A 17,813-nucleotide genomic window follows, 5' to 3' on the forward strand; every position below is an offset into this window, starting at 1 on the left:
ATCTGTTATCTGAAAGTTGTCAGCTGTCTCCTGTGAAGCCTCGCTCGCGGCCCGCCCGCACCCCGCCGTGCCCGCGCTCACCGCTCCTCCTCCCGCGCGATCCGCCCCGCGATCGTCGCCCGCACCCGCTGGCCCGCCGGGGTGAGGCGCCCGGGCGGCAGTGGTGGCGGCGCCTGAGCGGACCTGCGGCCGGGCAGGGCGGCGAGCCCGCCGGGGAGCCGTCCGATGGCGGCGGCGAGGACGCCCACCGCCACCGCCGATACACCCGCGACCGTGCCCGCGTCGAGGCCGATCAGCAGGGCGGCGGCCAGGACGGCCCCCAGCGCGCTGTCCGCCCCCGCGACCACCACCGCCGCGAACCACAGCAGCCCACGCACCGGGTCGAACGACGCCGCGTCGAAGGCCCGCCCCGCGAGCCCCATCAGCCCGCCGCCCAGCGCCGCGAGCGCCGCGCCCGCCACGAAGGCGAGCAGCTTCAGCCCGGGCACGTCCACCCCCGCCGCGACGGCGCCGGCCTCGTGGTCGCGCATCGCGGTCAGCGCCCGCCCGAGGCGCCCCCGGTGGAGGCCGCGCACGACCGCCGCCCCGAGCCCCAGCAGCAGGAGCTCGGCGACGTAGAAGGCGCGGTCCCCGGCCAGGAAGGACGGCCGGTCGAGGGTGAGCCCGGTGGTCGCGTACGGCTGCTGGAAGACGAACCGGCTCATCGCCGTCCCGACCGCGAACGTGACCAGCGCGAGCGCCAGCCCGCGCCGCCGGATCGCCGGCCAGCCGGTGAGCAGCCCGAGCGGCGCGGTCGCGAGCACGGCGAGCAGCAGCGCGGGCGCGGCCGGCAGCGGCGGGAGCCCGGGCACCCGGCCCGACATCAGCAGCGCCGTCCCGAGCGCGCCCATCCCCGCGTACCCCGCCTGGCCGAGCGAGATCTGCCCGCCGTACCCGGTGACCACGACGATCGACAGCAGCACGAGGGCGAGCGCCGGTACGAGCAGCGCGCTGCGCAGGTCGTTGCCCCGGAAACCGAGCGGCAGCAGGAGCAGCACGAGGCACACCGCCGCCGCACCGCGCCCGCCATCCGCGGCCCCGGGCCCCGAGAACGCGGGAGAGCCGGCCCGTTCGCCGGAGATGCGCGGTCCGGCGAGCAGCGCGGTGGCGAGCAGGGCGATCACGAACAGGTTCGACTGCACCGCCTCCACCAGCGGCAGCAACTGCCCCGCCGGGCGCAGCCGGGTGAGCTCGGCCTGGGCGACGCCGAGGCCGAGCCCGGTGGCGACGGCGACCGGGATGCTGCGCAGCCGGGCCGCGACGGCGACCGCCATGGTCTCCATGACCAGCAGCGGCAGCCCGTACGGGTCGAGCAGCAGGTACGGCGCGAGGGCGATGCCGACCAGTCCGGCGGTGAACGAGCCGAACGCCCACCCGGCGGCCGAGACCCGGTCGGCGTCCACCCCGGCGAGGCCGGCGAGGCGGCGGTCGTCGACGACGGCGCGCAGGTGCAGGCCGAAGCGGGTCCAGCGGGTGGTGGCGGCGACGGTGAGCGCGAGCACGAGGATCGCGGCGAGCTGGGCGACGGTGTCGGGCCGCAGCGCGTGCCCGCCGGGCAGCCGGATCGGCGCGCCGCCGAACGGCGAGGGTGCCCCGGCCAGCGGCGCGGCGCCCCACAGCAGCACGACGGCGCCGATGAGCAGCACGAACACGCCGAGCCCGGCGACCATCGTGTCGGCCGGTCCGGCGCCGCGCCGTTGCAGGGGGCGGTAGACGAGGACGTCCAGCAGCACGCCGAGCGCGGGGGCGACGAGCAGCAGGCAGAACGCGACGGCGGGCCACACCGGCCAGTGCCGCACCACGACCAGGTCGCGCAGCAGGTAGGCGACGGCCATCGCCTGCGCGCCCTGCGCGATGTTGAGCACGCCGGTGGCGCGGTGGCACACCACCAGGCCGATGCCGCTGAGCGCGGCGGCGCTGCCGACGGTGAGCCCGGCGAGGGCGAGGTCGACGGTGAGGCCGAGCGAGCCGGAGGCGGCCATCGGGGCTCAGCCGGCGGGCGGGGCGGACTCGCCCGGACGGGTGGTGGCGGCGGGGCCGTCGGGTGCCCCGGGGTCCCCGTCCGGCGTGGTGGGCGGCTCGCAGACCGGACAGGCCGTCAGGCCCCGGGTCCGGACAGCCTCCGGGCCCACCCGCACGGCCGTGTCCTTCCCGGCGACGAGCGGACAGTCCGGCCGGTGGTAGTGCGTGCCGCCGGGCACGGCGAGCCACCCGCAGCTCTCGGACTCCGGGGAGAACGACGGTTCCCCGGCAGCCCCCGGCTCGTCCGGCTCATCCGGTTCACCCGGCTCATCCGGCTCATCCGGATCGTTCGGCCCGTCCGGCTCGATCAGGAGCGCGTACAGCCGCTCCACCCGGAGATCGGTCGGATCGCCGCGCCCGGACGGGGGCGGCTGCCGCAGCGCGACCAGCACGGCGCCCGCCACGATCAGCGCCGCGCCGGGGATCGTGGACGACGCCAGGTAGGGGATCTGCTGCTCGGCGAAGCGCTCGCCGGACACCCCGTACCAGCCCAGTACACACAGCACCGCCCCGGCCGCGACGAGCAGCCACCCGGCCCACTCGCGCGTGCCCCGCAGGGCCCGCGGCCGACGGGCGCCGCGCCGGACGGGGGACTCCCGCGCGGCGTTCCGGGCGGTTCGTCCGCCGGATTGCGATTCGTCCATCGATCCGCCTTCATGGTGTCACTTGCGACGTTTCCAGGATCGGCCTGGAACGGCATCCGGGAGACCACCGGATCGAACCCACCGGATCGACCCCCCGAGGTCGAACCCGCGAGATCGAATCCGCGAGATCGAACCCCGCGAGGTCGAGCCCCGCGAGGGAACACCCGAAAGGGAACAGCAATGCCTGTGACGGAGAGCGGCAAGCCCAGGGTCCTGCGGACGGCGGCGAGCGCGCTGCTCGCGCTGCTGCTGGCCGGATCGGTGGCCGCGTGCAGCAGCAGCAAGTCCGGTTCGTCGGCGGCGTCCTCGGTGAAGTCGGCGGCGTCGGCGGCCGTTTCCTCGGCGTCGGCGGCCATCTCGTCGGCGGTGGCCGGTGCCGGTTCCGCCGCTTCGCCCGGCGCCTCCGCGAGCGGCACCGCGCCCGCCGACCCGGCCGCCGCGAAGGCCGAGGTCACCGCCAACTGGGAGAAGTTCTTCGACCCGGCCACCCCCATCGCCGACAAGGCCAGGCTGCTCCAGAACGGTGACGTGCTGCTCCCCGTCCTCCAGGGCTTCTCCCAGGACCCGCGGGTCGGCCAGGTGCAGGCCAAGGTGTCCGACGTGACGTTCACGGACGCCACGAACGCCACCGTCACCTACGCGCTCTCCCTGCAGGGCACCGTCGTCGAGCCGAGCGCCTCCGGCCAGGCCGTCCTCGACAACGGCACCTGGAAGGTCGGCCGCGCCACGCTCTGCGGCCTCCTCACCCAGGCCGCCGGCGCCAGCGGCACCCCGATCCCCGGATGCGGCTGACGGCCGCCGCCCCCCGCCGGGTGCCCGCCGTCCTGCTGGCCCTGCTCCTGCTGCTGACGGCCTGCGGCACCCGGCTCCCGGACGGCGCGTTCACCGGCCGCCCCACCCCCGCAGGCCCGGGGTCCGGTCCCGGCTCCGCGTCCGGCGCCAACCCGGCCTCGGACACCGGTGTCACCGCCGGCGAGATCCGGATCGGCATCGTCACGTCGCTGACCAGCCCGGTCGGCAGCGACGTGTTCAGCGGCCCGCGCTACGGCGCCCAGGCCTTCTTCCAGGCCCTCAACGACCGCGGCGGCCTGCACGGGCGCACCGTCCGCCTCGTCACGTGCGACGACGCCGGCAGCGGCATCGGCAACCAGGACTGCGTCCACCGCCTGGTCGACCAGGCCCACGTCTTCGCCTTCGCGAGCGGCAGCGTCCTCGACTACGCGGGCGCGCCGTACGTCAGCGGCAAGGCCGTGCCGGACGTCGGCGGGCAGCCGATCGGCACCGCCTACGACCGCTGGCCGCACCTGTACGGCATCTACGGCAGCGCGGCCCCGCGCGACGGGCGGTCGGTGGGCTGGAACGGGACGCTCTACCAGAGCACCGAGGTGTTCCGTTTCTTCAAGGAGCGCCTGGGTGCGGCCAGCGCCGCCGTCGTCGCCTACAACCAGGCCGACTCGGCCCGCTACGCCGCCCAGCTGAAGGCCGGGCTGGAGGCGGAGGGCTACCGGGTGCTGCTCCAGACGGTGGACTTCGCGCTGCCCGACTTCCAGGCGGTCGCCGCCGCCGTCCGCGCCGACGGCTCGCAGCTCCTCTTCGACGCCATGGACACCCGCGGCAACGCGGCCCTGTGCCGCGCCCTGGACGAGGCCGGGGCGCGGGTGACGGCGAAGGTGACCAACGTGCAGAACTGGTCGGAGTCGGTGCGCACCGACTACCAGTCCTCACCCGATTGCCGCAACGCGCTCTGGGCGACCTCGTCCAGCCTGAACTACGAGGACCGGCAGTACCCGGCGGTGCGCGACTTCCGGGCGGCGATGGCCCGCTACTACCCCGACCGGGCGGCGCAGCTGTCCGCCTGGGAGCTGGAGGGCTGGGCGGGCGCCCAGTGGCTCACCGACGCGATGGACTCGTGCGGCGCGGCGCTCACCCGGGCCTGCGTGGAGGCGTTCATGAACCGCGCCGAGCCGTACGACGCGCACGGCCTGATCCTGCCCGCCTCCTTCGTCCCCGAGCCGCCGCCCGCGGGCCCCGTGCGCGCCTGCCTGAACGCCGCCCGCTGGCAGGACTCGGCCGGGGGCGGCGCGGGCGGCTGGGTCACCCAGGTGCCGTCGATGACGACGACCTGCTACGACGTGCCCCAGCTGCCGTACAAGCCCTGACCGGTCCGGTGCGTCAGTCGTCCGGGAGCCGCTCGACCACGACCATCGCCGCGTCGTCGTCCAGGTGGCCGCCGACGTGGGCCAGGAGGTCGCGGCGCAGGCGGTGCAGGAGGACGGACGGGCGGTCGGCCTGCCAGGCCGTGACGCGTTCGGTGAGCGGGTAGAAGCGCTTGCGGGCGTCCCGGGCCTCGATCACGCCGTCCGTGTAGATCAGCAGCCGGTCGCCGGGCCGGAACGGGAACACCTCGACCCGGTACTCGCCCGGCGCCAGTTCGCCGAGGCCGAGCGGCGGCGCCGGGTGGTCGGCGGCCAGCGGGGTGATGCCGTCGGCGCGCAGGAGCAGCGGGGGCGGGTGGCCGCAGTCGATCAGGCGGACCTCGGTGCCGTCGTCGGGGATGTCGAGCAGGACGGCGGTGATGAAGGACTCGCCGCTGTCGTCCGCCCCGGCGTCCTCCTCGGGCCCGTCGCCGGACCCGCCGACCAGCCGCCGGCGGCTCGCCTGGGCGCTGAGCTGGGCGAGGTCCCAGCAGACGCTGCCGTCCAGGTAGGCGGCGAGCCCGGGCAGCTCGGCGTGCAGGTGGGCGGCGGCGCGGAAGGCGCCGAGCAGGAGCGCCGCGTCGCCGAGCGAGGACAGGCCCTTGCCGCGCACGTCGCCCACCAGGAGCCGGGTGCCGGTCGGGGTGCGGGCCGCCGCGTAGAGGTCCCCGCCGACCTGTGCCTCGGCCTCGGCGGCCAGGTAGACGGAGGCGAGGTGCAGCGGCCCGATCCGGTCCGGGAGGGGGCGCAGCAGCACCCGCTGGGCGGCCTCGGACACCGAGCGGACCCGGGCCAGCTCGCGCTCGTGCCGGTCGCGCAGCACCCGCAGGGTGACGATCAGCACCGAGACGGCGAGCTGAGCGGCGAGCTGGGTCTGGATGTTCGTGGTGGTGAGGCCCGCCTCCCGGACGCCGCCGATGACGGCGAGCGCGGCGAGCGCGAGCACGGCGACGCCGAACGTGGCGCGGGCGCCGGCCAGGGAGGCGGTGAGCGCCGGGGCCACGATCAGCAGCGGGCCGAGGTGGATGTCCGGCGGCGAGAGGATGTCGACGACCGTGATGACGACGATCAGCGCGAGCGGCAGCGCCGTCAGCGCGCGGCGGTCGAGCCGCCACGGTCGGCGGCGGTCGCGGGGGCGCGGGTCACGGTCTCGCTGCCGTAGTGGCACCTCTCCTCTGTACACCGTGGGGGCGGTGCGGCGCACCCCGGGCGGCGTCCGCGGGGGCCGGTGGGTGGCGGGCGGCGGTGGCGCGGGCCGGTGGGTGTCCGGTGTGGGGGCCGGTGGCTGTCCGGGGAGGGTCAGCCCTCGGCGCCGTAGCGGGCGAGGTAGTCGGCGAAGCGCGAGATGTCGGCGTCTGACCAGTCGGTGAAGCGCTCGGTGAAGGCCAGCCGGCGCTGCTCGTTGGCGTCCCGCAGGAGGGTGAGCCCGGCGTCGGTGGCGCGCAGGATCTGGCCGCGCTGGTCGTCCGGGTCGGTCTCGCGGCGCAGCAGGCCGAGCCGCTCCAGGGCGGTGACCTGCCGGCTGACGGTGGACTTGTCGAGCATGAAGTACGCCGCGACGTCGGCCGCCCGGCAGCCGCCGCGCTCGGTGATCAGGTCGAGGATGCTGTAGGTGACCAGGGAGAGGTCAGGGTGCAGCTGCGAGGCCTTGTGGCGGGCGCGGCGGGCGAAGGCGGTCAGCTCGCGCTGGATGGTGTCGATCGACGTCTGGCGGCCGGGCACGGCGTCCTACCTCCTCGGGATTTGTTGCACTATACAACGGGTTTCGGCGGGATGCCCGCCGGTCCGCCGGTCGGCCCGTCCGTGGGCTCGTCCGTCGACCGGTCCGTCGGCCCGTCGGTCGACTCGCCCGCCGGTCCGCCCGGTGTCCCGTCGGCGCTCGTGCCCTCGGCCCGCCACGCGCGGGCGGCGGCGATCCGGCGGGTCGCGCTGGGGTGAGTGGCGAACAGTAGCTCAAGCACCCGGGGCGGGTCGACATCGGACACGTTGGCCAGTGCCAGTCTGCGCTGCATCGCGATGAACTGCTCGGCGTCCGAGGTCAGTTCGAGGGCGTGCCGGTCCGCCCTGGCCTCGATCCGGCGGCTCGCCGCGCACTGCGCCGGCCCCGACAGCGCGCCCAGCAGCGCCCCGATCGCCGCCAGCAGCGGCAGCGCCCGCGGATCCGCCGCGTCCGCCGCCCCGGCCGCCTCCAGGAGCGGCCGCCACGTGCCCAGCAGACCCAGCACCACCACCGCCACGGCCGCGCCCGCCGCGCCCAGCACGGTGCCGGTCAGGACGTCCCGGTGCTTCACGTGCCCCAGCTCGTGCGCGACCACCAGCTCCACCTCGCGCGGCTCGGCCGTCGACAGCAGCGTGTCGTACGCGACGATCCGGCGGGTCGCGCCCAGCCCCGACACGTACGCGTTCAGCGCGGTCGTCCGCCGGGAGGCGTCCGCCACCAGGACGTCGCGGATCCCGACGCCGTCCCGCTGCGCCAGCGCGAGCAGCGCCGTCCGCAGCGGCCCCTCCGGCATCGGGGTGAAGCGGTTGAACACCGGCTCGACCACGAGCGGGTGCAGGAACGACAGCGCGCCGACGAGCACCGCCGCCGCGCCCGCCCCCGGCACCCACCAGCGCTCCGGCGACCACGCCGTCAGCGCGAACAGCCCGAGCGCGAGCGGCAGGACCAGCACGAGCGCCAGCGCCAGGCCGCGCACCGCGTCCAGCGCCCAGCCCGCCCAGCCCTGTGTCACCAGCCCGTACCGGGCCCGGACGGTCCGCGCGCTGGCGCCGAACGGCAGCTGCGCCGCCTGGCCGAGCACGACCAGCGCCGCCGCGCCCGCCAGGACCTCGGCCGTGCGGGAGCCGCCGAACCAGCCGCCGACGGCGCTCACCAGGCCCGCCCCGGCGGGGGTGAGGCCAAGGACGAGGGTGAGCGCGAGACCGGTCAGCCGCCCGCCCAGCGCCCACGGGAGCTGGGCGCGGCGCAGGGCCCGGCCGCGGGCGCGTTCGGCGGGGGTGAAGTCGTCCGTGGTCGTGGTGTCCATGGGAGGGGTGCGGCTCCGGGGTCCTGGACGGCGGGTGTCGGGGTGCAGCGTGTCGGGGTGCAGCGTGTCGGGGTTCAGCATGGCGCACCGGGCCGGGGCGTGGCCCGTCCTCGGGCGGGTTCACCCCCCGTTGGCCGGGTGGGCCCTGGCTTCGGGCGGGTGGGTTCCGGCTCCGGTCTTGTCCGCACTGTGTCCGAACGGTGCCGAAACCGCGCGGGTGCGTGACGTAGGCTGACCGCTCTTGTGCCGATGCTCCGCGCGGCCGCTCCGTCGTGCTGCTCTGCGTTGCCGCTTCGTCTTGCTGCTGGTGTTGATCTCGGGGGGAACCACTCATGCGCCGCGCCGTCTCGTCCGCTGCCGCCTGCACCGCGCTCCTGCTCGGGCTGACGGGTGTCGCCGCGTGCGGGCCCGACGACGCGGCGTCCGGGGCCGGAGCCTCTGCATCCGGGGCTTCCGCGTCCGCCGCCGCCCCGTCGGCCGCGGCTTCGGGGAAGGGCTCCTCCGCGCCGACCGTCTCCGCGGCAGCTCCCGCCCCCGCGACGGCCAAGCCGACGGCGCCGCGGCCCGACGGGACCATCCGGGTGGCCTTCGCCGGGGACGTCCACTTCGAGGGCCGCACCGAGGCCCGGCTCGCCGTGCAGCCGCCCGAGCCGCCGCTCGGCCCGATCTCCGCGACCCTCGCGGACGCCGACCTGTCCGTGCTCAACCTGGAGACCGCGATCACCGGCCGCGGCGCCCCGGAGCCCAAGCTCTACACCTTCCGCACTACGCCCAAGGCGCTCGACGCCCTCAAGGCCTCCGGCGTCGACGTCGTCTCCATGGCGAACAACCACGCCGTCGACTTCGGCGCCGACGGCCTCGCCGACACCCTCGCGGCCAAGGACTCCGCGCCGATCCCGGTCATCGGCGTCGGCCGCACCGCCAAGGAGGCGTACGCGCCGTACGTCTCCACGGTGCGCGGCGTGAAGGTCGCCGTCGTCGCGGCCAGCCAGATCGAGGACCTCACCAACCAGAAGTGGCGCGCCGGCGCCGCCAAGCCGGGCATCGCCTCCGCCCTCGACGTCCCCGCCGTCGTCAAGGCGGTGGAGGACGCGAAGCGCCAGGCCTCCGTCGTCCTCGTCTACCTGCACTGGGGCGAGGAGGGCAAGGCCTGCCCGACCGCAGACCAGACGTCCATCGCGAAGAAGCTCGCCGCCGCCGGCGCCACCGCCGTGGTCGGCACCCACGCCCACACGATGGTCGGCTCCGGCATGCTCGGGAACACCTACATCGGGTACGGCTTCGGCAACTTCCTCTGGTACGGCACCTCCAACTACCCGTTCTCGAACGAGACCGGCGTCACCACGCTGACCGTCACCGGCGACGGCCGGGTGACCGGCGAGGCGTTCGCCCCGGCGACGGTCGACGACCGGGGCGTTCCGGTGCCCGTCACCGGCGCCGCCGCCGAGGCCGCGCTCAAGCGGCGCGACGGCCTGCGCGGCTGCGCGGGACTCGCCCCCGCTCCCGCCGCCGCGCACTGAGCTCGCCGACGTCCCGGGTGGTCAGCGCCGCGGCGGCGGACAGCCCGGTGCCGCGCGACGCGGCCAGCCGCTCGCGGACCTCGCGCGGCGTGCGCGGGCGCCAGCCGGGCCCGTCGCAGCACGAGGAGTGGAATGTCACGCCCGCGCGCAGCAGCGCCGTGAGCGCCCGCCAGCCGGCGTCGTCCCGCTTCCCCGGCACCTCCAGGTCGTGCCCGGCGTCCGTCAACTGCCCGCCGCAGCGCGGGCACCCGTCCCGCCCCGGTGCGCCGTGGCGCTTCATCGACACCCGGCAGGACACGCAGACGTAGTGGCGCCGGGAGGTCTGAGATCGCGTGCACATGCACGCCAGGCTAGGAGAGCCGGCGCGCGGCGGCACCCGGTTTTCGGCACGTGCGGACGACGGCAGGATCGGCCTCCGGGGCGGACCGTCGAGTGGCACCGTCCGATTGGCACCGTCCGATTGGCGCCGTCCGAGTATTGCCGTCGTGCGGCCCGGAAGGCGGACGGATGATCGAGGCGGAACTGAAAGCGCTCGTGCGCCGACCGGGGGCGGTCCTGCGCCACCTGGAGGGCGGGTACGGTCCGGGGCCGGGCGGAGGTGTACCGGGACACCTCCTACGACACGCCGGGCGGCGAACTGCTCGACGGCGACCGGGAGCTGCGGATCCGCGAGATCGAGGGCGCGGACGGATCCCGGCGCGCGCTGCTCACCTACAAGGGCCCCGGGTGGACGGACCGTCCGGCTCGACGCCCGAGCACGAGACGGCGGTGGCGGACGCCGGAGCCGCCCACGGCATAGCCCGGGGCCTCGGGTACCTGCCCCGGCTCGCCTTCGAGAAGCGCTGCCGCAACTACGCGGTGGAACGCGACGGCCGCCGCCTCCTCGCGACCCTCGTCCGGGCCCCCGGGCTCGACGGGGTGTACCTGGAGGTGGAGACGGCCGCCGAGGGCTCGGGCGAGCTGGCTCCGGCGCTGGCCGTGGTGCGCGGGCTGATGGCCGAACTCGGCATCGAGGACGGCGACTTCACCCCAGAGCTCTACACGGACGCGGTGGCGGCCCGGCGCGGTGCGGGGGGTGGGGGCCGGACGGGGCGGTGAGCTGTGGGCCGGCGGGGTTCCGATGGGCGGGCTGCTGCTCTTCGGGCTGCAGCGCTTCGGACTGCCCTGCTTGGGACTGCCGTGCTTCGGGCTGTCGGGGCTTCAGGAGGCCGGGCGCCCGGGGTGGTTCGGTCGCGGGAGCGCCGTGCCTCCCGGCGTCTGGGCGCAGGCGAACAGCTGTGTTAGGTTAGCCTTACCTAAGAGAGCTGGTCGGAGGGGAAGTCCGTGCTGCAGTCCGAACTCGCCGGTACGGTCGCCCTGGTCACCGGGGCCGCCCGGGGCATCGGCGCGGCCGTCGTCCGGGCGCTGGTCGCCGAGGGGGCCGTCGTCGCGGCGGCGGACCGTGACGCCGGCGCGCTCGCCGCGCTCGCCGAGGAGTCGCCCGCCATCCGCCCGTACGTCCTGGACGTGACGGACCCGGCCGCCGTCGAGGCCGTCGTGGCGTCCGTCGAGGCCCGACTCGGGCCGCTGGGCGCCATGGTGAACGTCGCAGGGATCCTTCGTGCCGCACCCGCCGTCGAACTCTCCGACCGGGACTGGGCGGACATCTTCGCCGTCAACTCCAACGGGGTGTTCCACGCGTGCCGCGCGGCCGGCCGGCGGATGGCCGAGCGCGGGGGCGGTGCCATCGTGACCGTCGGCTCCAATGCCGCCAGCGTGCCCCGCGCCGGGATGGCCGCCTACGCGGCCTCCAAGGCGGCGGCCACCATGTTCACCCGCTGCCTCGGGCTCGAACTCGCCCGCTCGGGCGTGCGCTGCAACATCGTCTCACCCGGCTCGACCGACACCGCGATGCAGCGCTCTCTCTGGGGCGACGACGCGGAGGCCGCCCAACAACGCGTGATCGACGGCGACTTGGCCGCCTGGCGGATCGGCATCCCGCTCGGTCGGATCGCCGCACCCGCCGACGTCGCCGAGGCGGTGCTGTTCCTGGTCTCCGACCGGGCCCGGCACATCACCATGCACGACCTGTACGTCGACGGCGGCGCCACCCTGCGCGCCTGACGGGCGGATCGGGCCCTCGGGCCGCCGTTCCGTTCCCCAGGCTCTTTCTCAGGCCCGTTCTGGTCCTTTTCCGGTCCTTTCCGGTCCTTCCCGGCCGACGCCTCCCCAGGCCCCCGTCGGCCGTCAACTCCCGGGCAGCTCCCGGACGTCCACCCCACGCAGACTGGAGACTCCAGGTGACCACGGTCCACCACGCCCCCGTCGGGGACCCGCCGTATCCCCCCGCGGCCACCACCGCCCCGGACCACACCGTCATCGGCGCGGCCAGCGGCCTGCTCGGCCAGTACCGGGCCGCCCCCGACGAGGCCTTCTTTGCCTCGCCGACCCGCACCCTGCTCACCTCCGGCGTCCTTGCCCGGGCGCCGCAGGACGGGCGCCCGCTGCCCGCCCGCGTGGCCGCCACGCTCGCCGACGCCCGCCGGGCTGGAGTCGAACGACCGTTCGTGGTGGGCGCGGTGGCGTTCGACCACGACGCGCGGGCCGAACTCACCGTGCCCGTCCGGGTCCGCGCCACCGGCGCACTGCGCGACGACCCGCTGATAGCCCTCCCCGCACCGCCGGCCGAACAGGTGGACTGGCAGGTGCGCCCGGTACCCGAGCCCGCCGGGTACGGCGCCGGCGTCGCGGCGGCCGTCGAACGGCTGCGCGCAGGGGAGTTGAGCAAGGTCGTCCTGGCCCGCACGCTCGAACTGACCTCCGGCGCCCCGCTCGACCTGCCCGCCGTCCTCCAGCGCCTCGCCCGCCGCGACCCGGGCGGCTACACCTTCGCCGTCCCCGCCGGCGGCGGCCGTACGCTGATCGGCGCCAGCCCCGAACTCCTGCTCTCCCGCCGGGGAACGGCCGTCCTCGCCAACCCGCTGGCCGGCTCGGTGCCGCGCAGCGCCGACCTCGGCGAGGACGTCCGCCGGGCGGCCGCCCTCCTGGAATCGCCCAAGGACCTGCACGAACACGCCGTCGTGGTCGACGCCATCCGCACCGCGCTGGCACCGTACTGCCGCACCCTCGACATCCCGGCGCGGCCGACCCTCGTGCGCACGGCCGCCATGTGGCACCTCGCGACGACGATCACCGGCGAACTGGCCGACCCGGCCGCCTCCGCGCTGGAACTGGCCGCCGCGCTGCACCCCACCCCGGCGGTGTGCGGCACCCCGACCCCCGTCGCCCGCAGAGTCATCGGCGAGACCGAACCGTTCGACCGCGGCCTGTACGCCGGCATGGTCGGCTGGGGCGACGCGGACGGCGACGGCGAGTGGGTGGTCACCATCCGCTGCGCCGAGGCGCACGAGCGCACCCTGCGCGTCTTCGCGGGCGCGGGCGTCGTCGCGCAGTCCCGGCCGGAGGCCGAACTCGCCGAGACCGAGGCCAAGTTCCGCACCTTCCTGGACGCGGCGGGGGTGCCGCGATGAGTCGGCTGGACGAGGCGACGGGGTCGGAGGAGGCGACGGGGTCGGAGGAGGCGACGGGGTCGGAGGAGGCGACGGGGTCGAGCGAGGTGACGCCCATGGACGAGGTGCTGGCCGGATTCACCCCGTATCCGGCCGAGTTCACCGAGCGCTACCGGGCCGCCGGGCACTGGCGCGGCGAGACCTTCGGCCGGATGCTGCGCGAACGCGCCGCCGCGCACGGCGAGCGCGTCGCGATCGTCGATCCGGCGGGGGAGGGACGGCGCTGGACGTACGCCGAACTCGACCGCCGGGCCGACCGGATGGCCGCCGGACTGCTGGCCCGGGGGATCCGGCGCGGGGATCGCGTCGTGGTCCAACTGCCCAATGTCGCCGAGTTCTTCGAGGTGGTCTTCGGGCTGTTCCGGATCGGCGCGCTGCCGGTCTTCGCGCTGCCCGCCCACCGGTACACCGAGATCGGGCACTTCTGCTCCTTCACGGGCGCGGTCGCGTACGTGATCCCGGACGTCGACGGGGGCTTCGACTACCGCGAACTGGCGGACCGGGTACAGGCGGAGAGTCCCAGGCTGCGGCTGGTGCTGGTGGCGGGGGAGGACCCCGGGGGGCACGTGCGGCTGGCCGACGTGCCCTGCGATGTGCTGCCCTGCGACATGCCCCTCGGAGGGGAGTTCGGCGAGCCGCAGCCCGGGGAGGTCGCGTTCCTCCAGCTCTCCGGCGGCAGCACCGGCGTACCGAAACTGATCCCGCGCACCCACGACGACTACATCTACTCCCTGCGCGGCTCCGTCGAGCTGTGCGCGCTGGACCAGGACAGCGTCTACCTGAGTGCCCTGCCCGTCGCGCACAACTTCCCACTCAGCTCGCCCGGTTCGCTCGGCACGCTGTACGCGGGCGGCCGGGTGGTGCTCTGCCCGCGGCCGGGCCCCGAAACGGCGTTCCCGCTGATCGGGCGCGAGGGCGTGACGATCACCGGCCTGGTACCGCCGCTCGCCCTGCTGTGGCTGGACGCCGCCGAGCGCGGCGCGTGCGGCTTCGAGAGTCTGGAGGTCCTGCTGGTCGGCGGCGCCAAGTTCAGCGAGGAGGCCGCCCGCCGGGTCGGCCCGCTCCTCGGCTGCACGCTGCAGCAGGTGTTCGGCATGGCCGAGGGGCTCGTCAACTACACCCGCCTGGACGACCCCGACGACGTCATCACCACGACCCAGGGCCGCCCGATCTCCCCGGACGACGAGGTCCGGGTCGTCGACGACCACGACCGGGACGTGCCGGACGGGACCACCGGCCACCTGCTCACCCGCGGCCCGTACACGATCCGTGGCTACTGGAACGCACCCGGACACAACGCCGACTCCTTCACGGCGGACGGCTTCTACCGCACCGGGGACCTCGTCCGGCGCACCTCCACCGGCCATCTCGTGGTCGAGGGCCGTGCCAAGGACCAGATCAACCGAGGCGGCGAGAAGGTGGCCGCCGAGGAGATCGAGAACCACCTGCTCGCCCACCCGGCCGTGCACGACGCGGCCGTGGTGTCGATGCCCGACCCCTACCTCGGCGAACGCACCTGCGCGTACGTCGTCTTGCGGCGGGCCGAACGCGAACACTCGCCGAAGGCTGTCGAGTTGAAGCGATTCGTGCGCGGGCGCGGGCTCGCCGACTACAAGGTGCCGGACCGGGTCGAGTTCGTCGACGCCTTCCCCGCCACCGGCATCGGCAAGGTGAGCAAGAAGGACCTGCGAGCCGCCATCGCCGCCTCCCTCCGTACGGCCCCTGGCTCGAACGCCGGCCCGAACGCCGCCCTGAATATTGGCCCGAACGTCGGGCCGAACGTCGGCCCGAACGTCGGCCCGAACCGAAAGTAGTGACGCCGTGGGCCTGCCCCGCATCCCCTCGTACCCCATGCCCGGCGCCGCCGAGCTGCCCGCAAACCGGGTGGCCTGGACGGTCGACCCGTCGCGCGCCGTCCTCCTGGTGCACGACCTGCAGAACCACTACCTCTCCGCCTTCGACACGTCCGCCGCCCCGGTGCCCGAACTCTTCGGCAACGTCCGGCGGTTGGCCGAGGCGGCCCGCGCCCGGGGAATCCCGGTCGTGTACTCGGCCCAGCCCGGCGGGCAGAGCGCGATCGAACGCGGTCTCCAGCAGGACTTCTGGGGCCCCGGGATCCCGGACGACCCGCACGCGGTGGCGATCGCCGACGCCGTGGCACCGGCCCCCGGGGACACCGTCCTGACCAAGTGGAAGTACAGCGCCTTCGTCCGCACCGAGCTGGCGGGCCTGCTGCGCGAACAGGGCCGGGACCAGCTGGTGATCACCGGCGTCTACGCCCACATCGGCGTCCAGGCCACGGCCTGCGACGCGTGGATGCGCGACCTGCCGGCCTTCGTGGTGGCCGACGCCGTCGCCGACTTCGGGCCGGACGAGCACCGCGCCGCGCTCGCCTGGGTGGCCGGCCGCTGCGGGCAGGTCACCACCACCGACGCCGTCCTGAGCATGCTGGAAGGGAAGTGAGCGCCATGGCCTTCACCGTGGAGCGGATCCGGGCCGAGGTCGCCGACCTGCTCGGCGAGGACCCGGCGGACATCCCGCTGGACGAGGACCTGGCGGACTGGGGGCTGGACTCGGTGCGGCTGATGTCGCTCGCCGAGCGCTGGCGGGCCGAGGGCGCGGACGTCGCGTTCGTGCGGCTGGCCGAGCGCCCGGAGGTCGGGGCCTGGGCCGCGCTGCTGGGCGCGGCGGCGTGACGGCCGTGGCTGCGCTGACCGTGGTTGCGCTGACCGTGGTTGCGCCGGCTGGGGCGCGCGCCGTCGCACCCGCCGTCGCGCCTGCGGTGGCGGTCACCGTGATCGGTGGCGCGCGGCCGGAGCGGGCGGCTGAGCACCCGCCGACCACCGTGATCGGCCCGGTCGAGGCGCAGGCCGCCCGGACGCCCGCCGCACCCGCGCTGGTGCTCGCGGGCGGGGCGGTGATGACGTACGGGGAGCTGAACGCGGCGGCCAACAGGCTGGCGCGCGCCCTGGCCGCCCGGGGTGCCCGGCCGGGCACGGTCGTCGGGCTGGGCCGGCTGAGACCGGTGGACCAGCTGACCGCGCTGTTGGCGGTGGCCAAGTCGGGGGCGGCGTTCCTGGTCCCGGAGCTGGGGGAGCTTGGGGATTTGGGGGAGCCGGGAGACGCTGGCGTCCCGGCCGCGGCGACTCCGCTGCTGGTGCTGGAGGAGGACGACCTGGCGGTCGGCGGCGGGCTCGCCACCGACCCGCCCAGGGCACTGACGCCGCAGCACCCGTTGTGCGTCGCCCCCGGCCCGGGCTCCCGCCCGTCGGCCGCCCGGCTGACGCACGGGGAAGCGGACCGCCGGGTGCGCGAGCTCCAGGCGGCGTACCGGCTGGGCCCGGACGACCGGGTGCTTCAGACGGGGCTGCCGACGTGGGCGTACTTCTGGCCACTGCGGACGGGTGCGGCGATCGGGCTCGCTGACGGCTGACGGCTGACGGCTGACGGCTGACGCCTGACGGGCGACGGCCGACAGAAGACAGCGAACAACTTTCAGATAACAGATTTCAAAATCTGTTATCTGAAAGTTGTCATCTGTTACCCGCCCTCGGTCCCCCGTCAGCCCTCCGCCACCGCCGCCCGGCCCGCCGCGAAGTCCGCCGCCGTCCACGCCATGGCGACCGCGCCGTCGAGCACGGCGCGGTCGCCCTCCGTCGACACCGCCGCCTGCGCGAAGGCGGGTTCGTGCGGGGCGCACGTGCCGCCGGTGATGTCCAGGACCGGGTGGATCGCCGGCACCGCGTGCGACACGTTGCCCATGTCGGTGCAGGCGAACGGTCCGCTCTCGACCGGTTCCGGGCGCCCCAGCGCCGCCGCGTTCGCCCGCCACAGGGCGAGCAGCCCGGCGTCGCCGCGCATGTCGAGGTAGTCCGGCTCGGGCCGCGTCAGCGCCACCCCGCAGCCGGTCGCGAGCGCCCCGGCGCGGAAGCAGGACTCGACGCGCTCGCGCAACTCCGTCAGGTCCTCGGCCGCCGTCGCCCGCAGCTCGTACTCGGCGCTCGCGCTGTCCGGGACGAGGTTGGGCGCCGTCCCGGCGGCCGTCGTGATGCCGTGGACGCGCCACTGCGGCGGGAGGTGCTGGCGCAGCAGTCCGAGGGCGACCTGGGCGACGGTCAGCGCGTCGGCGGCGTTGCGGCCCTCGTGCGGGTTGAGGCTCGGGTGGGCGGTGCGCCCGGTGTAGCGGACGGACAGGGTGCCGAGCGCGAACGACCGGAAGTCCGCGACCTCCACCGGGCACGGATGCACCATCATCGCGGCGTCCACCCCGTCGAACACGCCCGCGTCGAGCAGCAGGGCCTTCCCGACTCCGCGTTCCTCCGCCGGTGCGCCGATCACGCGCACCGTCAGCCCGAGCCGGTCCGCGTGCGGGGCGAGTCCGAGCGCCGCCCCGACGCCGGCGGCGGCGATCAGGTTGTGTCCGCAGGCGTGGCCGAGCCCGGGTAGTGCGTCGTACTCGCAGACGAGCGCGACGGTCGTGGGCCCGCTGCCGAGGGTCGCGGTGAACGCGGTGTCGAGGCCGCCCGCCGGTGCGGTGACCGCGTACCCGTGGGCGTCCAGCAGTTCCGCGCACCAGGCCGCCGCCCGGTGTTCCGCGAACGCGGTCTCGGGGTGGGCGTGGATGCGGTGGCTGAGCGCGAGCAGGTCCGCGCGGTGAGCGTGGACGTGCTCGCGGACGGCCTGCTTGGTCGTGGTGAGCGGCACGGCGGGTGTCTCCGATCGGTCAGGGCCCGCGCTCCAGCAGGCCGTTGACCAGATCGTATGACATTAGGTTAGGCTAACCTAAGTCGCTCGTCCCTTGCTGTTCCCCCTGCCGTTT

Annotated in this window: 18 protein-coding genes; 11 read left to right on the forward strand and 7 right to left on the reverse strand. The window is 75.4% G+C overall.

The features are described 5' to 3' along the window. Positions 1-77: 77 nt before the first annotated feature. Together ACFVSN_RS09645 and ACFVSN_RS09650 are read right to left on the reverse strand one after the other, a co-directional pair. On the reverse strand, positions 78-2,021 hold the full coding sequence (locus tag ACFVSN_RS09645; protein ID WP_387954339.1) for an ABC transporter permease: 1,944 nt from the start codon (positions 2,019-2,021) through the stop codon (positions 78-80). A 6-nt stretch (positions 2,022-2,027) separates the two neighbouring features. After that, positions 2,028-2,705 carry a hypothetical protein gene (locus ACFVSN_RS09650; RefSeq protein ID WP_387954340.1) on the reverse strand — a complete coding sequence of 226 codons (678 nt, stop codon included), beginning with the start codon at positions 2,703-2,705 and terminating at the stop codon, positions 2,028-2,030. A gap of 180 nt (positions 2,706-2,885) precedes the next feature. Here ACFVSN_RS09650 and ACFVSN_RS09655 point away from each other — a divergent pair, with 180 nt between their 5' ends. Together ACFVSN_RS09655 and ACFVSN_RS09660 are read left to right on the forward strand one after the other, a co-directional pair. Beyond that, a complete protein-coding gene (locus ACFVSN_RS09655) occupies positions 2,886-3,497 on the forward strand; it encodes a hypothetical protein (protein ID WP_387954341.1) in 612 nt (203 codons plus the stop codon). Beyond that, positions 3,488-4,864 (forward strand): ABC transporter substrate-binding protein, encoded by a 1,377-nt coding sequence (locus ACFVSN_RS09660; RefSeq protein ID WP_387954342.1) that lies wholly within the window; start codon positions 3,488-3,490, stop codon positions 4,862-4,864. The genes ACFVSN_RS09655 and ACFVSN_RS09660 overlap by 10 nt, the downstream gene beginning before the upstream one ends. A 13-nt stretch (positions 4,865-4,877) precedes the next feature. On the opposite strand, the gene ACFVSN_RS09665 is transcribed toward ACFVSN_RS09660, so the two are convergent. From ACFVSN_RS09665 to ACFVSN_RS09675, 3 genes are all read right to left on the reverse strand, one after another. After that, the gene (locus ACFVSN_RS09665) at positions 4,878-6,068 is read right to left on the reverse strand and encodes a PP2C family protein-serine/threonine phosphatase (RefSeq protein WP_387954343.1); all 1,191 of its coding nucleotides are present in this window, start codon (positions 6,066-6,068) and stop codon (positions 4,878-4,880) included. Positions 6,069-6,199: 131 nt separating this feature from the next. Beyond that, the gene (locus ACFVSN_RS09670) at positions 6,200-6,622 is read right to left on the reverse strand and encodes a MarR family winged helix-turn-helix transcriptional regulator (RefSeq protein ID WP_380500475.1); all 423 of its coding nucleotides are present in this window, start codon (positions 6,620-6,622) and stop codon (positions 6,200-6,202) included. A 29-nt stretch (positions 6,623-6,651) separates the two neighbouring features. Then, the gene (locus ACFVSN_RS09675; protein WP_387954345.1) at positions 6,652-7,926 is read right to left on the reverse strand and encodes a M48 family metalloprotease; all 1,275 of its coding nucleotides are present in this window, start codon (positions 7,924-7,926) and stop codon (positions 6,652-6,654) included. Between the two features lie 332 nt (positions 7,927-8,258). Between ACFVSN_RS09675 and ACFVSN_RS09680 the strand changes: the two genes are divergently transcribed. After that, on the forward strand, positions 8,259-9,446 hold the full coding sequence (locus ACFVSN_RS09680) for a CapA family protein (RefSeq protein WP_387954347.1): 1,188 nt from the start codon (positions 8,259-8,261) through the stop codon (positions 9,444-9,446). On the opposite strand, the gene ACFVSN_RS09685 is transcribed toward ACFVSN_RS09680, so the two are convergent. Beyond that, positions 9,382-9,786: a hypothetical protein gene (locus tag ACFVSN_RS09685; protein WP_387954349.1), complete on the reverse strand. Its 405-nt coding sequence runs from the start codon at positions 9,784-9,786 to the stop codon at positions 9,382-9,384. The genes ACFVSN_RS09680 and ACFVSN_RS09685 overlap by 65 nt on opposite strands. Before the next feature lie 258 nt (positions 9,787-10,044). Here ACFVSN_RS09685 and ACFVSN_RS09690 point away from each other — a divergent pair, with 258 nt between their 5' ends. The 8 genes from ACFVSN_RS09690 to ACFVSN_RS09725 all read left to right on the forward strand — a co-directional run bounded on the left by ACFVSN_RS09690 (position 10,045) and on the right by ACFVSN_RS09725 (position 16,427). After that, a complete protein-coding gene (locus ACFVSN_RS09690) occupies positions 10,045-10,245 on the forward strand; it encodes a CYTH domain-containing protein (RefSeq protein ID WP_387954350.1) in 201 nt (66 codons plus the stop codon). Next, the gene (locus ACFVSN_RS09695; RefSeq protein ID WP_387954706.1) at positions 10,173-10,544 is read left to right on the forward strand and encodes an adenylyl cyclase; all 372 of its coding nucleotides are present in this window, start codon (positions 10,173-10,175) and stop codon (positions 10,542-10,544) included. The genes ACFVSN_RS09690 and ACFVSN_RS09695 overlap by 73 nt, the downstream gene beginning before the upstream one ends. Positions 10,545-10,769: 225 nt before the next feature. Then, on the forward strand, positions 10,770-11,549 hold the full coding sequence (locus ACFVSN_RS09700) for a 2,3-dihydro-2,3-dihydroxybenzoate dehydrogenase (RefSeq protein ID WP_380436133.1): 780 nt from the start codon (positions 10,770-10,772) through the stop codon (positions 11,547-11,549). A gap of 176 nt (positions 11,550-11,725) precedes the next feature. Next, complete coding sequence (gene dhbC, locus ACFVSN_RS09705; protein ID WP_387954353.1) at positions 11,726-12,955, forward strand: isochorismate synthase DhbC; 1,230 nt, start codon at positions 11,726-11,728, stop codon at positions 12,953-12,955. Positions 12,956-13,050: 95 nt separating this feature from the next. After that, complete coding sequence (locus ACFVSN_RS09710; RefSeq protein WP_387954685.1) at positions 13,051-14,808, forward strand: (2,3-dihydroxybenzoyl)adenylate synthase; 1,758 nt, start codon at positions 13,051-13,053, stop codon at positions 14,806-14,808. A gap of 7 nt (positions 14,809-14,815) precedes the next feature. Further along, positions 14,816-15,457 (forward strand): isochorismatase family protein, encoded by a 642-nt coding sequence (locus tag ACFVSN_RS09715; RefSeq protein WP_380436137.1) that lies wholly within the window; start codon positions 14,816-14,818, stop codon positions 15,455-15,457. Positions 15,458-15,462: 5 nt separating this feature from the next. Then, positions 15,463-15,690, forward strand: a complete 228-nt coding sequence (locus ACFVSN_RS09720; protein ID WP_380436139.1) for a phosphopantetheine-binding protein — start codon at positions 15,463-15,465, stop codon at positions 15,688-15,690. 35 nt (positions 15,691-15,725) lie between these two features. Then, positions 15,726-16,427: an AMP-binding protein gene (locus tag ACFVSN_RS09725; RefSeq protein WP_387954354.1), complete on the forward strand. Its 702-nt coding sequence runs from the start codon at positions 15,726-15,728 to the stop codon at positions 16,425-16,427. 128 nt (positions 16,428-16,555) lie between these two features. On the opposite strand, the gene ACFVSN_RS09730 is transcribed toward ACFVSN_RS09725, so the two are convergent. Beyond that, complete coding sequence (locus ACFVSN_RS09730) at positions 16,556-17,698, reverse strand: amidohydrolase (protein ID WP_387954356.1); 1,143 nt, start codon at positions 17,696-17,698, stop codon at positions 16,556-16,558. Between the last annotated feature and the right edge of the window lie 115 nt (positions 17,699-17,813).

The sequence above is a fragment of the Kitasatospora sp. NPDC057904 genome, assembly GCF_042887925.1.
In the GTDB taxonomy this organism is placed as follows: Bacteria; Actinomycetota; Actinomycetes; order Streptomycetales; family Streptomycetaceae; genus Kitasatospora.

What these genes read in the sequence shown, in the direction of transcription:
- ACFVSN_RS09720 (WP_380436139.1), top strand. Translation starts at nt 15,463, where the DNA reads ATGGCCTTCACCGTGGAGCGGATCCGGGCCGAGGTCGCCGACCTGCTC.
- ACFVSN_RS09645 (WP_387954339.1), bottom strand. Translation starts at nt 2,021, where the DNA reads ATGGCCGCCTCCGGCTCGCTCGGCCTCACCGTCGACCTCGCCCTCGCC.
- ACFVSN_RS09655 (WP_387954341.1), top strand. Translation starts at nt 2,886, where the DNA reads ATGCCTGTGACGGAGAGCGGCAAGCCCAGGGTCCTGCGGACGGCGGCG.
- ACFVSN_RS09685 (WP_387954349.1), bottom strand. Translation starts at nt 9,786, where the DNA reads ATGTGCACGCGATCTCAGACCTCCCGGCGCCACTACGTCTGCGTGTCC.
- ACFVSN_RS09675 (WP_387954345.1), bottom strand. Translation starts at nt 7,926, where the DNA reads ATGGACACCACGACCACGGACGACTTCACCCCCGCCGAACGCGCCCGC.
- ACFVSN_RS09650 (WP_387954340.1), bottom strand. Translation starts at nt 2,705, where the DNA reads ATGGACGAATCGCAATCCGGCGGACGAACCGCCCGGAACGCCGCGCGG.
- ACFVSN_RS09710 (WP_387954685.1), top strand. Translation starts at nt 13,051, where the DNA reads ATGGACGAGGTGCTGGCCGGATTCACCCCGTATCCGGCCGAGTTCACC.
- ACFVSN_RS09680 (WP_387954347.1), top strand. Translation starts at nt 8,259, where the DNA reads ATGCGCCGCGCCGTCTCGTCCGCTGCCGCCTGCACCGCGCTCCTGCTC.
- ACFVSN_RS09660 (WP_387954342.1), top strand. Translation starts at nt 3,488, where the DNA reads ATGCGGCTGACGGCCGCCGCCCCCCGCCGGGTGCCCGCCGTCCTGCTG.